This is a genomic window from Embleya sp. AB8 (genome assembly GCF_049739465.1).
Classification (GTDB): Bacteria; Actinomycetota; Actinomycetes; order Streptomycetales; family Streptomycetaceae; genus Embleya.
Genome location: NZ_JBMHHY010000039.1, coordinates 56475 through 70809, shown reverse-complemented (window position 1 = coordinate 70809; position 14335 = coordinate 56475). Strand labels below are relative to the sequence as shown.

Below are 14335 nucleotides of genomic sequence, written 5' to 3'. Positions count from 1 at the left end.
CCGTCTCGACATCGGGGGCGGTGTGTGGGGCCATTGACCGAGGACGACGGGCGCACCCGGAGTTGCTCGTTCGCCGTCGAGACCGCGCCCACCGCCCTGCTGCGCGCGGCGGCATGGCCCGTGGAGACGCTGGACACGTTCGCCGCGCCCGAACTGGTCGCGCTGGCGGCCGAGATATCCGAACTGGCCTCGGCCGTGGCCGCCCGCCGGCCCGAACTGTGCGCGCTGCTGTACGCGGCCGTGCCGAACCTGCCCGAGCCCGCCGTCCGACATCGATTCCTCGCACTGCGTCGAGCCATCGGGCGTGACGACCGGCCGTGCAGCTCGGCGGGCGAGACGCCTTCGGGCGCGAGCCCGGCACTGGCCGCAATGTTGCCGGCGGACGCGGTGGATCGTGCCGAACTTGCCCGTCTGCGCGCCGAGTTCACCATGCTGCACGCGGCCGAGCTGGATCGGCAACGTCGAGCGTTGTGGCAGACGACCCACGAACCGCGCTTCGCCAAGGCCCTGTTGCTCGCGCATCGGGAGGTGGCGAGCCACTGGGCGGATGCACCGGCCGACGCACCCGCCGACAAGCGCCGACGACGAGCCGAGGACACGGTACTGCGCTACCTGTTGCGCGCCGTGGGCCGACCGACTCCGGCGGGGGCATGGGCGGGCGTGGCATTGGTACGGCCGGTCGCGGCGGGGGAGGGGGTGGGCGGCCGGTGCTTGGTCTCGGAGCCGGTGGTGGCGGAGGAGGCGGGTGGATCGGTCGTGGCAGAGCCGACCGTGGTGGGCGAGGTGGGTGGGGCGCTGATGTCCAAGCCGGCCGTGGTGGGCGAGGTGGGTGGGGCGCCGGCAGTGGAGCCGGTGGGGGTGGGTGGGCTTCCGATGTCCGAGCCGGTTGGGGCGGGCGAGGTGGGCGGGGCACCGGCAGCGGAGCCGATCGGCGTGGGCGAGGTAGGTGGGCCTTCGATGTCCGAGTCCGAGCCGGTCGGGGCCGGCGAGGTGGATCCGTCCCTGGTAACGGAGCCGGTTGCGGCGGTGCTTCGGGTCTGCCCGTCGGTGGTGCCCTTCGCGCAGATCCTGGGCCGACTCGCGCTCGGCCCGGCCTACGCGGATCGACCCGCACCCATGCTGCCGGCCCGCGCCGCGTGTGCGTGGACCGCGCTCGACGCGGCCGGCGCCCGATTGACCGAGGCGGACGCGGCGATCTGGACGGCCGGGCTGCGTCGACTGCGCGCCGCGTGTACCGAACTCGGCGCCCGCTACGAGGCGGTGACGCCGGCTCAGGTCGCGACCCTGGTCAGCGCAGCGGAGGCCGAGGTGCGCCGTTTGTGGGAGTGGGCCGACGTACCCGGGCGTCCCAGCGGGGACCTGCTGGTGTTCTCACTGCGGTTGCCGTGCCGGGTGGGGTGGTCCGACGGGCTGCGGGAGCGTACTCGGCGGGCGATCGAACACCTGCTCAACCGACACGGCCGGGACGGCACCGCCGAACTCGAACGTGTCCGGCTACTGGCGGAGTCGGCGGGGCGTATCCCGCCGGGGGGCGCGGCGAGGCCCGGTTCCGGGGGCAGCGTCGATTCGGGCGCCGGCCTTGTCCCGGATAGCGCCTTCGGCCCTGGCCCTGGCCCTGGCCTCGGCTCCGGCTCCGGCCTCGGCTCCGGCCTCGGCTCCGGCCTCGGCCCCGGCCCCGGCTCCGGCTCCGGCCTCGGCCTCGGCTCCGGCCCCGGCCTCGGCCCCGGCCCCGGCCTCGGCCCCGGCCCCGGCTCCGGCCTCGGCCTCGGCTCCGGCCCCGGCCTCGGCCTCGGCCCCGGCCCCGGCTCCGGCCTCGGCCCCGGCCCCGGCTCCGGCCCCGGCCTCGGCTCCGGCCCCGGCTCCGGCCTCGGCCTCGGCCCCGGCCCCGGCCCCGGCTCCGGCCTCGGCCCCGGCTCCGGCCCCGGCTCCGGCCCCGGCCCCGGCTCCGGCCCCGGCCCCGGCTCCGGCCCCGGCCCCGGCCTTGGCCCCGGCCCCGGCCCCGGCCCCGGCCCCGGTTCGGGTTTCGGCACCGACCTCCGTGAGCCCCCCGCCGCCGTTGGCCCCGGGGTCGGCTCCGGCTCCACTCCGGCCCCCGATCTCGGGCCCACCCTTACGGCTGCTCCGGCTCCGGCTCCTGCTTCCGGTTCGGCTCCCGCCGCGGCTCCTGCTCCCGGCGCCGCCCCCGTCTCCGCTCCTGCTTCCGGCTCCGGTTCCGCTGCGGCTCCTGCTTTCGGCTCGGTTCCCGCCTGCGCCGCCGCTTCCGCTCCCGGCGCCGTTTCGGCCTCCGCCCCCTCTTCCGCCCCCGCCCCCTCTTCCGCCCCCGCTCCCTCTTCCGCCCCCGCTCCCGCCTCCGGCTCTGCCTCCGCTCCCGCTCCCGCCTCCGCCCCCGGCTCTGCCGCCGCCCTCGCTCCCGCTCCCGCGCCGGCCCTAGCCCCCGGCGCCGCCCCCGCCCCCGGCTTCGGACCCGGCCCGTGGGGTGCGGTGTTGGTGCGGCCTACCGTCCGTGGTGCGGTTTGGGTTGGTGGTGGGCTGCCGTTTTTGTTGCCGTTTGCCGGGGTGCATTACGCGCTCCTCGTCGATGGGGGTGAGGCGCCGCCGAGTGCCGCCGAGTGGTTGCGGGGCGCGTTGCCGTCGGGGGTCGAGGCGGTCGAGGTGGTTGGGCGGGACGCGGCCAATCCCGATGCGGCGTTGCATCCGCCGTTGACGGACGCGGTCGTCGATCCGTGGGCGATGGGTGCGGCGCCGACGGTGGTCGTGGACGAGGGGCTGCGGCCGTGGTTGCGTCGTGAGGGGGATCGGGACGCGTTGGTGCCGGTGTACGGCTCGTGCGCCGTGATCGGGCGACGCGACCCGCGTGGGCGGCGGCTGTTGGGCCTCGCGGGGGCGCATGGGTGGGATCTGACCAGGCGTACCCGGGTCTCGCCGACGCCGGTGCGGCCGACGCCCGATACCCACGCCCGCGTGTACCCGAGGGTGACCTGCCCCGACGGCACCGTACTGGCACCTCGGCGGTGGCGGATCGAGTGCGGCGATCGTACGGCTGCCGCCGCGGAGCGCTACCTGGCGTGGCGCCGCACCGTGGACGCGTTGGGCATCCCGGACCTGGTCTACGTCCGTACCGCGCCCGGCGTACCGGAGTTGCTCATCCGTACCGACAGCCCGCTCGTACTGCGCACCCTGCTCGACCGCCTGCCCGCCGACACCCGTTGGCTCGAATTGACCGAACCGGCGGGCCCACCCGAGCACTGGCCGGTACTCGACGACGCGGGCCGACACTACGCCGCCGAGCTGGCCGTGGATTGGATCCGCCCCGAGCATTGGGCCGAGCCTGGTCGGCGGTGACACGTACACCGCCCGCGCCCCTGCGGGTCAGCGCAGCCCCAGGCAGGGAAGCCAGTTGCGGTAGCCGGTCTCGGCGGTCAGCAGTACGGCGTGGGTGCCGAGGAGGCCGAGGAGGGTTGCGTCGGCGCCGGTCGCCGGTGCGGATGTGGCGGCCGATTCCGCGCGCAGGTGGGCGGTAAGCCTCGTGCGCAGGCCGACCGCCGCCGGGAGCCCCGCGTGTCGGGCGAAGGCGTCGGCGATGGCGAGTACGCCCGCCGCGCCGTGGCATACCCCCAGGCGATCGGCGGCGGTCGGGCCGAACAGGTGCCGGTCCACGTCGAATTGCTCGGCCAGCGCCGCGAACGTGTCCTCCGCACAACGCCGCAGCGCCGCGTCGCCGAGCACGCGCGCGGCCTCCCACAGGGCCCAGGTCACCCCCGGCGTCCCGTAGCACCACCCTTGCCGTTGCCCGCCGGACGACCCGTCCGCCCCGCCGGCCACCGGGCCCCACGTCGGACACCCGTTCGCATCCCGCCCACCCCGAGCGGCCAACCACGCGGCGGTCGCGGCAAGCGGCTCGTGCAACTCGTGGTCGGCCGCCCCCGCCGCCCGGGCCGCCGAGGCCAGTGCGAGCAGGACACCCGGCGCGCCGTGCGCCAGCCCGAGGTTGACCCGCCCCATGAACCGCGCGGGCCACGGTTGCCCGCAGAACTCGGCGATCCGCAGCCGACCGAGTCCCGGCCCGCTACACAGACCAGCCAAGTGCCGTACCACCGGAGCACGTTCGGCCGCCGAGCCGGCCCCGTCGTCGGCTATCCGACCACCCGCACCCACGCCCATACCCATACCCACACCCAGACCGAGCAGGACGCCCGCCGGTCCGCTCACCACGTCGTAGTCGGCGAATCCGACGTCCGCCACCCGCCACGGCTCGCGCGCACATCGTGCGCCCAGCTGCCCCCGGACCCGCTCGGCGACCGTCGCCAGCGGCGGGTGCAACGTCGCGCCCAACCGCAACCCCACCAACATCCCGGCCAACCCGCCGTCGTGCAGCCCGAGTTGCTCCACGTCCCGGGCGAGTACGTCCTGGGCCCAGCGGCGTACGGCCGCGCGGGCGAGCAGCGTGTCCTCGTCGGTGGTGGATCGGGCCCGGGCGAGCAGCACGGCGAGTACGACCGGGCCGGGTTCGGCTCTCGGGGCGCCACTTCGTCCGGAGCGGGCGTACGTTCGCAGGAAGGTCCGGGCGAAGCCACGCGCTTCCGGTATGTCGCGGGCCCGATCAACGAAGTCCGCCGACGTCGCCTCGAGCGGTCCGGCCGGGGCGGGCACGCCGACGTCGTCGAGCAGCCGCGCGCCGGAACCGCCGCCGGGCCGCGCGGATACCGGGGATTCGCCCGTCACGGGTGCGACCGTCCGGCGAGGGCGTCCGTGAGCAGGCACTGGGTCGGGAAGGCCAGGCGGCCACGATTCCAGTGGAACACCGTGTAGTAGGCCACCGCCTGCCTCGGCCCCACCTCGGCATCGGCATCGGCGAAGTACTCGCGTGTCCACCGCTCACCCTCGGCCACGACCTTGTCCCGATGCCGAACGGCCGCCTCCCGCAAGGGTTTCGGCAGCGCGTCACGCAGCGCGCCGATGGCGCGCCAATGCGCCCGGACGCGCACGGCGGTATCCCGCCACGCGTCGTCCGGCACGTCGCCCGGCAACCTCCGCCCGGTACTGCGCCGGACCCGATCCCATACGTCCCGGTCCTCCCAGCCCTGCACCCCGACGGCATCGAGCACGTCCCGAAGCAGGATCAGCGAGTAGGCCCACGTCGGCACCGCCCGGTCGGATTCGGCTTCGGCCTCGGCTTCGGCTTCGGCTTCGGCGAGGAAGCGCAGCCAGGCCAGCGAGTCCGCGGTGAACAGCCGGTGCACGCTGCGCATCGACACCGCGCCACCGAACAGATACGCCTCGGGCTCATACGTACCGGGCGCCCAACTCGCCACCACCCCCTCCCGCAGCCAGCCGTTGGCACGTGCGGACACGCTCTCGCGCAGTCGTTCGGCCGCGTCGGCGTCGCCGTCCACGGCGAACCGGATCCGCGCACCCGGCGACTTGTGCAGAAAGAAGAAGTCCGTCGCCGCACCGGAGGCAAGCAACTCGGCGGCATCGACCTCCAGTTGGGCATACAGCCGCCCCTCCCGGCCCGCCGCCGGAGTCACCCCGACCTGCACCCACCGAGTCCGCCGCACCCCACGCGCCGCCGCCCGGTCGACCGCAGCCAGCCCACCGACGACGAACGCCCGTCGCACGGCCGCGTATTCGTCGTACTCGCCGCCGTCCTCCGCACGCGCGACGTCCCGCGCACAATCACCCAGGAACACGGCCAACGGCACCGAAGCCGCGCCGACCGGGACCTCCCCGACTCGGACCTCCGCTGGCGGCCCCGAATCCGACCCCACGTCAGCACCGACGTCCGCACCCACGCCCACCCCCGCCAAACCCATGCCACCGCCCGCCGCCGGGATCACGATCTCCGGCGCCATGCTCTCGGCCGGCCGGGCGCGCCGTATTGTCACGAGAACTCGTGGATTGACCGGCCGCGTTGCGTGCGCTACGTGCCATGTGCCATGTGCCATGCGCAGGCCCGATCGGCGGGATGAACACGGCTCCCGCGCGACGTCACGCCGTGCGGCACACCAGGATGCGGCCGTCGGTGGTCCCGATCAGAAGGCGGCCGGGGGCCGGGATGCTCATCGCGAGCGGTTCGGCGAGGATGCCGCCGAGCCGGAGGTGGGTACGCCACTGGACACTGCCGTCGGCGGCGTCCAGCGCCACCAGCTCGCCGGAGTTGAACGCGGCATACAGGGTGTTCGTGTCCGCGTCGAGGTCCAACGCGGTGATCGGGAAGTCGGCGGTTGCGACCCAGTCGGCGGCGCCGTCCGGGAGCCGGCGGCGGACGATGAAGGCGTTGCCCGGCAGCAGGCCCGCGCCGTCGTGCACGGCGCCGGCGTGCACCAGGGCCGGGCCGCGATCATCGGTGAGATGTACGCCCGGACCGCCGAACAGATGGCGAGGCCGCTCGGTGTGCCAATCGAGCGGGAACAGCCGGCGTACCTCGGCATCGCCGCCGGCGTGCCCAGGCGGCTCGACGGCGACGACCCACTTGTGCCGCCAGGACTCGACCGAATCGCCTTGCAGGAACAGGAGTTCGGGGCTGTATCGGATGTCGAACGGGTGGTTGATCAGGTCGTAGCGTCCGAGTGACACACGTTGTACCGGCTGCGGTCCGGCGGCCGGCAGCGACGTCACGGTGGGTCGGTCGTTCGGTGCGGAATTGTCGCGCAGCGCGAGCAGGCCGTCCGCGCGGGCGGACAGTACGGCGATGTCGGGGGACGGCACGTCCAGCGTCTCCAGCACCCGCCCGTCCGCCGTCGACAGTCGTTCGACGGGGGTCGGCGCCTGCTGCCAACCGGCCGAGTCGGACCAGGTGTTCAGGGGTTCGGTGGTAACCCACGCCGATTGGGAGTCGGAGCTGAGCAGGATCTGCCTGCCGCCCCTCGCGTCGGCCACCGACCATTCCGCCTGCCCGTCGGGCGACCACGCTTCCAGCTTCGTACCCTCAAAGGCAGCCAGCACGCGGCCGTCGGGCAGCCCCACCACGGCCCACACCGCACGGCGCGGAGTCCAGGTCGCCCCGTGCTCCGCGGCCACCTCGACCAGCCGCCGTCGAGCCGCATCGTCGGCTCGGTCGGGACGGGCCCAGTCGATCGGGGGTGGCGGTCGGCGTGGCTGGGGCGGACGGAGCGAACGCTCGCCGACGGCCCGCCAGTCGTCCTGTTCCAGGGTGGTCGGATGGCCCTGACCGTGCGCGCGAGGGTTGTCCCAGTCGTCTGCGGGGGCCAACACGAGGTCCAGCACCCGGTCGTCGCGCCAGCGCACGTCGAGGACTTCGCACCGGTCCCGCAGCGCCGATACCAGTCGTCCCGACTCGAGGTCGAACAGCAGTAGTTCGCCCTCGAAGAAGTAGCCACCGTCGTAGCTGCCGGTACCGATCGCGAGCAGCGGCAGCGAAGGATGCAGGGCCAGCGAGTTGACCGGCCAACCGGACCGGGCCAGGTTGCGACACGTGAGGTCGTCCGCGTCGAACACGCCGATCCGGTGGTTGGGGCGTCGGTCCCCGGCATCGCGCCCCGTCCATTGGAGATGCCCGAGGTCCCCGCCGATCGCGATCAGCCCCCGATCGTCGTCGCGGAGCACGACCGCAGGCTTACCGATCTGCGCGAAGAGGCCGTCGCCGAGCACATGATCGATGTGCAGGCCGGTGGGCGGATCGATGGGCGGATCGGTGGGCAAGGGGTCGGACATACCGCGAACCTCCCAGTCGGGGCGTTCATGATGCCGGCGACACACCTGGCCGAGCATCCAGGTCTTGCTCGGCTTGCCGGCGGCTGGTGGTCATCGCTCGATCCATTGCCTCATACGCGTTCCAGGGCCCGATGTGGTGGCGCCGGCAGCTCGACCCGTATCGGGTCGCCTGCCCGGACCTCGCCGCCGGTGAGCACAATTGCCATCACGCCCGCCTTTCGGACGATGTTGCCCGCCTCGTCGCGACCCACCAGGGCCTTGAGCAGGCCCGGCTGGAACGTGTTGATCTGCGGGCAGGGGTTGCGCAGCCCGGTCACCTCGACCACCGCGTCCGGGCCCAGGTGCAGGCGTGTGCCGGTGGGCAGGTCGAGCAGGTCGATCCCGCGCGTCGTGACGTTCTCGCCGAGCTCGCCGGCGGCCACCGTGAAGCCGCCCGCCGCCAGTTCCTCGTGCAGTTCGGCGTGGATCAGGTGGACCTGGCGCAGATTGGGCTGTGTCGGGTCGACCGCGACCCGGGAGCGGTGTTGCACGGTGACGCCCAGGTGCGCGTCACCCTCGACGCCGAGGCCCGCGAGTAGCCGAATATCGGGCACGTTCGGCTTGGTGAACCCGTGCTCGGCACTTCGACCGACCGCCGTCACCGTACCGCCCACGACCATCACCCCTGCGTTCCCATTGCGGACTCACCAGCCTATTCCGGCGAGGTCGAGCGGCTCCGGGCAGGTCCAGTAGGTTGGGTGGGCCCAGGAATGTTCTCGCGGATTGTCAGGGGGTGGCCGTGCCCAAGGCCAGGCTCACGCCGGTACGGTCCAAGCAGCCGGTGACCCGGGCGCGCATCGTGTCGGCGGCGACCACGCTGAGCGCCGAGGTCGGCCTGGAGGGCTGGACCATCCGCAGTCTGGCCACCGCGCTGGATTCCTGGCCGCAGGTGATCTACCACCACGTGGGGGACCGGGACGCGGTCGCGCACGCTGTGGTCGAGGAGGTCGTCGCCCGCTTCCCGGTACCCGACGCCGAACTGCCCTGGCGGGCCTGGTTCCGCGAGCTGCTGCTCGGCGCCCGCCCGGTCCTGCGCGCCCACCCCGGAGTCGCTCGGCGCCTTGCAGTGCGTGGTCCGACCGTGCCTGCCGCGCTGCCGATCATCGATCACGGCGTCGCACTGCTCGCCTGCAGCGGCCTGGGCGCCGAGGCGATGGCCGGCTACCACGTACTGTTCGCCGCGGCGATGTCCGCGATCGTGATCGAGGACGACCGGGCCATGCTCGGCGTACCGGCCGTCGACATGGGCGAACTCTCCGAGCAACTACGCACCGGCGGAGAGGGGTTGCGTACCTTCGCCGGCACGCTCGCGTACCTCCACGAGGGCCTCGAGCAGCGCGAGACCTACTCCCTCTTCACCTACACCTACACCCTCGACCGCACCCTGGACGGCATCGCCGCCCGAATCGCCGAACTGACCGCCGGTGCCGAACCGCTGAACCCACACCAAGAACCCGAGAAGGGATGAGGCCGCCCATGCCCAAGCGCGCCCGCAACGCCCGCGATCTCGATCAACTCCCTTACGCCCACCGGCTCGTGGCTTTCGACGGCGAGTTGGATCGGGAAGGCGACCACGAGTTCGCGCACTTCGACGGCGACGTCTTCACCGACCTCGACGGTGGTGGTTCGGCGTTCACGTCGTCGGCATTCTCCGCTGTGACCTTCACCGCCGGCCGCTATCGCCGGGCCCGGTTCGACGACGTATGGCTGCACTCCGTCCGCGTTGTCGGCACCGACTTCGCCGAATCCGCCTGGATGGACGCCGAGTTTACTGCCTGCGTACTGGCCGGGATCGAGGCGTTCGGCACCGGCATGCGCCGAGTCGCCTTCCACAACTGCAAGTTCGACTCGGTCAACCTACGCCAGACCAAGCTCCGCGAAGTCTCCTTCGTGGACTGCCTGTTGCGTGACGTGGACCTGGCCGGCGCCACCCTCACCGACGCCACCTTCCCGGGCTCCACCTTGGAACGTATCCGCCTCGACAACGCCACCCTGACCAGGGTCGACCTACGCGGCGCCGCCGCCGTCGACATCGCCTCCGGCGTGGCAGCCCTGTCCGGCGCCACCATCGACCACGCTCAACTCCTGGACCTGGCACCGGCTTTGGCTCAGCATCTGGGGTTGACCGTCAAGGACCAATGAGGGCGTTGGTGGTGGGGGTGGGTTACGCCCGGCGGTGGGTGGGCTCGGGGATGTGTTCGCGTTCCAGGATGATGCGTACGTAGCCGGGTGAGAAGCCGGTGATGGCGGCGATGGTGTCGGTGGGTAGGCTGGCGCGGTGGGCGTTGGCGACTGCAGTGCGGAGTGCGGCGCCGGCGGTGCGGCAGTGCCAGTGGTGGGCGTGTTGTTGCCAGTCCGATGTTGTTGCGGGGTTGGGTTGCCGGCCCTGGAGTCGGGCGCGTGCGGCGGCGGTTGCGGCGAGGTGGGCGAGGGCGACGGGTTTGGTCATCGGGTGTCGTCCGGTGTGTGCAGGCGGCGGGCGATGGTGCGGTCGGCGATGGCGGCGCGGATGCCTTCGCTGTCGAGCCAGTGGTCAAGGCGCTTGTGCAGTTCGCTGACCTGGTCGATGGTGAGTCCGGTGACGGGCATCGGACCCAGGCACAGGCGGGGTTCGGGTGGCGCGCCGGTGGGGATCAGGTCGGGGCGGTGACGGGCGAGGTCGTCGAGGAGGACCTCGCGGTGGTGTTCCTGGATATGGATGATCCCGCGCGACTCGGGCCGTTCCCCGCCCACGGAGTCGACGAACAGCCGGAGCCGCAGCCCGTATCCGTCGCGGATCAACAGGGCCCGGCCGGGCGGCCGGTCCTGCGGGCGGGGCGGGCGGACCAGGGTTGCGGCGAGGGTGGTCACGTCGGCGTCGGTGAGGTGGAACGCGACCCGTGGGAGCGCATCCGGGTGGGAGGTTGAGGACGAGACGGCCAGCCGCCATGGCCGGGGGTGGTCGGTGGGGTTCAGGTGGATGCTCCATGCGGGCATGGTCACGGTCTGGGCGAGTGTCTCGGCCTGGGTCACGTGGGCTCCAACGGGCGGGTGTGCGTGGGTGGTTGGTGAGGGTGCGAGGCGGGGTCGGTGCCGTCGTCGGGACGGCACGGGGCGGACCTCCAGTCGGGCCCCTGCCGACCCCGCCCCGCACGTATTCCGGGTCGGCCGTGCTTGCGGTTGGCGGCCGATTCGGGAGTGAGGGCTGCCGGTGTCGGGCGGCGATCGTGGTTTGGTAGAGCGGGTCCGGTGCCGCTTGGCGCAGCGTGGGACGGAGGGTGGCCGGTGCCCGGCCGGACTCGTTCGGCTCGGTTAACCGCCGCTGTTGCCCATCCGCACGGGTGGCCCGGCGGCGGTGCGGATGAGGTAGGCACCGAGTGCGCAGTAGGCGGCTCGGGCCTCATCGCGGGTGATGTCGTCCATTCGGCGGCCGGGGATGTTGATCCGCACCAACTCGCCCTCAGGACCGGACGTTTCTACGCGTACGAGAGTGGCGTCGCTCATGGGTCCAGCCTGTCCCGGACACGACGACGGACCGGGTACACCGGGTACCCGGTCCGTCAAGAGGAGGCAAAGGTCGCTGGTCAGCTCACGCCGATGCGGCGCGCCATGCGGTGCACGGGCTCACGTGAGGTGAGGAGGTCGCGGCGCCGGGCCGTTACCACCATGTCCCGCACCAGACCGTGCGCGTGCACGTATTCGGGTGCCAGGCGGTCCGCCTCGAGGAGCGCGCGCATCGATGCGGTGTCGTCGTTGCCCTGGGCGTGGGCACGACCCACGTCGATCAGATGCCGAGCCCGCCGTTCGACCGGCAGCCGGGACAGGTCGACGCCCTCGGTCGCGCTGAGTGCAGCCTGCCCGTCGCCCATTTCCAGCCCGGCCGACAGCGACATCAGTGCGGTGTTGGCCGGACCGAACGCGGTCTCGAAGTCGTTCCGGTCACCGGTGCGGGCGGCGGCCTGCCGGGCTTCGACGAGGTGCGATCCGGCGTCCGCCCGCTCGTTCCACTGCGCGGCGCCGATCGCGGCGACCAGGTGCATGGTGCCCCAGAGCGACCAGGCGGTCATGTCGTCGTCGTTCAGCAGCCCGTCCAGTCGATCGAGTCCGGTGGTCACGATGCCGAGTGCCTCCCGCCGGGCACCTGCCGACATGCACACCTCGGCCTGCGTCCACATCGCGGCGATCTCGAGGAGTGGATCGCCGGACGCGGCGGCGGCATCGACGGCCTGGCGCGCGCTGACGGTGGCGAGGTCGATCTGCCCGACCCTCTTGACCAGCATCGTGGTGTCGCAGAGCAGCGACGACAACAAACCGTGCGCCTGGAGTCGCTCCTCCCCGTCGAACTCCGTGGCGGCGGCCGAAGTGTCGTCCAGCAGGCCGGGCAACAGCATGCCGAGGTCGCCGAATCGCGCGGCGCGGCGGTGGCGGTGCGCCTCGTGCGCGTCGAGCCTGAGGTCGGCGATCGGCCGCAGGTGGCCGGTCACCTGACCGAGTTGGTGGCGCATCAGTGCGCGGCGGAGCGGCGGAATCGCGTCGTAACCACGAGGTGTGTCGCCGCGCGCGTCACGAGGCGGGATGCCGACCAACTCGGTGAGATCGACGCCGAGTCGCTCGGCGATCACCAGAAGCGGCCCGATCCGGTCGATCTGCCGGCGGCCGAGTTCCACGCTCTTGAGCCATTCCGAGCTGCGCTCGACCGAGGCGGCGAGATCGGCCCGGGAGATGCCCTCGCGCTTTCGAATCTCATGGATGCGCTGTCCGATGCTGCGGATGCCGTCGTCGTCGGCCACTGTGTCCCCTGCCTGTGCAGTGGGTCGTGCCCCCGGTGGCGCTCGGCGGGAGCGATACCCGGCGGTGAGCTTTGTCCCGGCCAGGCTACGCCGTCAACTGGCACCCATGGCTGCGTTCTCCGACTCGTCACCAGTACGGATCCGTCGCTGTGCCGGCCACACTGTTCGCGCCGCCGACTTTGGAGGCGTGATCGTGGCTGAAGCCCTGCCCCTGTCGCAGATCGAAGAAGTATTCTCCGCCGACCGAGCGGGCTGGTGCGAGCCGGGCAGACCCGAGGGGGTCGGAAAAGGCGGTGTTACAGCGGCACGCCCGACCAGCGGGCCATCGCCGCGACGGACTCGGTGTTTCCCCGTTCCAGGCGCAGCAGGGTTCCTGCCGTCTCGCGCACCCTCGGGTGATGGCGGGTGTGCTGCGGTGCGAGGTGGCGCGCGGTCTGGAGTGAGGCGAGCGCCCCGGCCCGATTACCTGTGGCGAGTTGGGCACTGGCGAGGTCGATGTGGTGGTGGCTCGAACGCTCCGGGGCGAGGTCGGCCGGGAGGACGAGCGACTCGCCGAGTGTGACGGCTTCGTCCTGGAGGTCCAGTTCGATCAGTGCCGCCGTACGGTGAATCCCGACCTGGGCGGGGCCGAACGTCGTTTCGTAGTGGACCTCGTCGCGTCCCATTGCCCTAGCCAGTCGGTCGGCCTCGGCCAGGTACGGTTCCGGATCGCGGCTCCCGTGACCACGGGCCACCAGGATCGCCAACTTCAAGAGAACGGCGCCATGTACGGCAGTGTCCGCCGCCGTGCGAGGACGTCGAGTGCTCAGCGCGATGAGGTCACGCTCGACTCCGTGGAGCAACTGCACCCCCTTGGTGATCGCTCCCTCGCGAAGCATCGCGCCCGCGATCAGATATCGCGCGGTGGCCACCATCAGGGGATCGTCGGAGTGCTCGGCCGCCCACTCGACTCGTTCGAGTGCGCAGGTCGACAGATCGTAGAAACCCAGCTTGTGGGACAGCGAATTGGCCGCGCGGTATCCGATGGCGAGGAGCGAGAAGGCGTCTCGGCGTGCGTCGCCCTGGGCAGCGAGGGCGACGTGGGTGACCTCGGTCAGCAGGGCCGGCAGGTCGGGAGCGAGCTGGGCGTACTCGGCGGACCGTCGATGCCGGCTGATCCGTTCGATGTCGGCGCGGAGGTCGGCCAGGGGACGCGGCGCGGTGTCGAGGGCAGCCGGGGAGCGGTAGCAGAGGAGCACTCGACGGAGTTCGGGGATGACCCCGTTCAGGTCCATGGTGTCGTCCGGCTGGCCGTTCAGCGTGGTGACGTCTGTGCGCAGCGCGCGGGCGAGGGCGATCACGGCGCCGGCAGAGGGGACACGAGCACCGCGCTCGATCTTCTCCAGGTAGGAGAGGGAGAGTCGGGCCTCACCTGCGAGCTGTACCTGTGACATCTGTCGGAGGGCACGGGCCGTGCGGATGCGCGCGCCGATCCCCTCGCTGTCCGTGAGCCCCATCGTCGTCTCCCCGAGCGTCGGTGCTGTGGCACTGGCAGCGTACGTCGAGCAAGTCACCTCGACTCGCACAATTTGCGCGGGTCTTCGGACCTCCGACGAGCCGGTCCCACGACGGTGCCCGCGTCCCGCCAGGCGGGGGCTCGTGGCCGGTTTGCGATGGGGCTCCCATGGCTTGGGTTTGTTCGTGACCTGCGGTTCTGCCCGATGTCCGAGCTCGGGAGCCCGGCGAGTGCGGGTTTCCTCCCCTCGGGCCGCCCAGGGCCGGAGCGCGGCCGCGTGGCGGATCGCTGTCCCGGATGCGAAGCATCGACCGAGCCCGGCCGGTGGGCGGTCGAGCACGCCTGAGTGAGCGAACTC

The 14335-nt window shown here is 72.4% G+C and carries 12 protein-coding genes; 3 read left to right on the top strand and 9 right to left on the bottom strand.

Translation table 11 applies throughout. The annotated features are described in order from the left end of the window. Positions 1-33: 33 nt before the first annotated feature. Positions 34-3342: a lantibiotic dehydratase gene (locus ABIA38_RS40405; protein WP_424643977.1), complete on the top strand. Its 3309-nt coding sequence runs from the start codon at positions 34-36 to the stop codon at positions 3340-3342. A gap of 27 nt (positions 3343-3369) precedes the next feature. On the opposite strand, the gene ABIA38_RS40400 is transcribed toward ABIA38_RS40405, so the two are convergent. The 4 genes from ABIA38_RS40400 to ABIA38_RS40385 all read right to left on the bottom strand — a co-directional run bounded on the left by ABIA38_RS40400 (position 3370) and on the right by ABIA38_RS40385 (position 8333). Next, positions 3370-4722 carry a lanthionine synthetase LanC family protein gene (locus tag ABIA38_RS40400; protein WP_424643976.1) on the bottom strand — a complete coding sequence of 451 codons (1353 nt, stop codon included), beginning with the start codon at positions 4720-4722 and terminating at the stop codon, positions 3370-3372. After that, positions 4719-5885: a thiopeptide-type bacteriocin biosynthesis protein gene (locus ABIA38_RS40395; RefSeq protein ID WP_424643975.1), complete on the bottom strand. Its 1167-nt coding sequence runs from the start codon at positions 5883-5885 to the stop codon at positions 4719-4721. The genes ABIA38_RS40400 and ABIA38_RS40395 overlap by 4 nt, the downstream gene beginning before the upstream one ends. Positions 5886-5988: 103 nt before the next feature. Next, positions 5989-7674 (bottom strand): hypothetical protein, encoded by a 1686-nt coding sequence (locus ABIA38_RS40390; protein ID WP_424643974.1) that lies wholly within the window; start codon positions 7672-7674, stop codon positions 5989-5991. A gap of 110 nt (positions 7675-7784) precedes the next feature. Beyond that, positions 7785-8333 (bottom strand): MOSC domain-containing protein, encoded by a 549-nt coding sequence (locus ABIA38_RS40385; RefSeq protein WP_424643973.1) that lies wholly within the window; start codon positions 8331-8333, stop codon positions 7785-7787. 113 nt (positions 8334-8446) lie between these two features. Here ABIA38_RS40385 and ABIA38_RS40380 point away from each other — a divergent pair, with 113 nt between their 5' ends. After that, positions 8447-9181: a TetR/AcrR family transcriptional regulator gene (locus tag ABIA38_RS40380; RefSeq protein WP_424643972.1), complete on the top strand. Its 735-nt coding sequence runs from the start codon at positions 8447-8449 to the stop codon at positions 9179-9181. Positions 9182-9189: 8 nt separating this feature from the next. Then, entirely contained in the window at positions 9190-9855 is a 666-nt protein-coding gene (locus ABIA38_RS40375) for a pentapeptide repeat-containing protein (protein ID WP_424643971.1), read from the top strand. Positions 9856-9877: 22 nt separating this feature from the next. Here ABIA38_RS40375 and ABIA38_RS40370 read toward each other — a convergent pair whose 3' ends face one another. The 5 genes from ABIA38_RS40370 to ABIA38_RS40350 form a co-directional block, all read right to left on the bottom strand. Beyond that, positions 9878-10162, bottom strand: coding sequence for a hypothetical protein (locus ABIA38_RS40370; protein ID WP_424643970.1), 285 nt, complete (start codon positions 10160-10162; stop codon positions 9878-9880). Beyond that, positions 10159-10725, bottom strand: a complete 567-nt coding sequence (locus ABIA38_RS40365) for a hypothetical protein (protein WP_424643969.1) — start codon at positions 10723-10725, stop codon at positions 10159-10161. Before ABIA38_RS40365 ends, ABIA38_RS40370 begins: the two co-directional genes overlap by 4 nt. Before the next feature lie 279 nt (positions 10726-11004). Continuing rightward, positions 11005-11196, bottom strand: coding sequence for a hypothetical protein (locus ABIA38_RS40360; protein WP_424643968.1), 192 nt, complete (start codon positions 11194-11196; stop codon positions 11005-11007). A gap of 80 nt (positions 11197-11276) precedes the next feature. Then, on the bottom strand, positions 11277-12482 hold the full coding sequence (locus ABIA38_RS40355; protein WP_424643967.1) for a helix-turn-helix domain-containing protein: 1206 nt from the start codon (positions 12480-12482) through the stop codon (positions 11277-11279). Positions 12483-12778: 296 nt separating this feature from the next. Continuing rightward, positions 12779-13978 carry a helix-turn-helix domain-containing protein gene (locus tag ABIA38_RS40350; protein WP_424643966.1) on the bottom strand — a complete coding sequence of 400 codons (1200 nt, stop codon included), beginning with the start codon at positions 13976-13978 and terminating at the stop codon, positions 12779-12781. Positions 13979-14335: the final 357 nt, after the last annotated feature.

What these genes read in the sequence shown, in the direction of transcription:
- ABIA38_RS40390 (WP_424643974.1), bottom strand. Translation starts at nt 7,674, where the DNA reads ATGTCCGACCCCTTGCCCACCGATCCGCCCATCGATCCGCCCACCGGC.
- ABIA38_RS40385 (WP_424643973.1), bottom strand. Translation starts at nt 8,333, where the DNA reads ATGGTCGTGGGCGGTACGGTGACGGCGGTCGGTCGAAGTGCCGAGCAC.
- ABIA38_RS40375 (WP_424643971.1), top strand. Translation starts at nt 9,190, where the DNA reads ATGCCCAAGCGCGCCCGCAACGCCCGCGATCTCGATCAACTCCCTTAC.
- ABIA38_RS40370 (WP_424643970.1), bottom strand. Translation starts at nt 10,162, where the DNA reads ATGACCAAACCCGTCGCCCTCGCCCACCTCGCCGCAACCGCCGCCGCA.
- ABIA38_RS40360 (WP_424643968.1), bottom strand. Translation starts at nt 11,196, where the DNA reads ATGAGCGACGCCACTCTCGTACGCGTAGAAACGTCCGGTCCTGAGGGC.
- ABIA38_RS40350 (WP_424643966.1), bottom strand. Translation starts at nt 13,978, where the DNA reads ATGGGGCTCACGGACAGCGAGGGGATCGGCGCGCGCATCCGCACGGCC.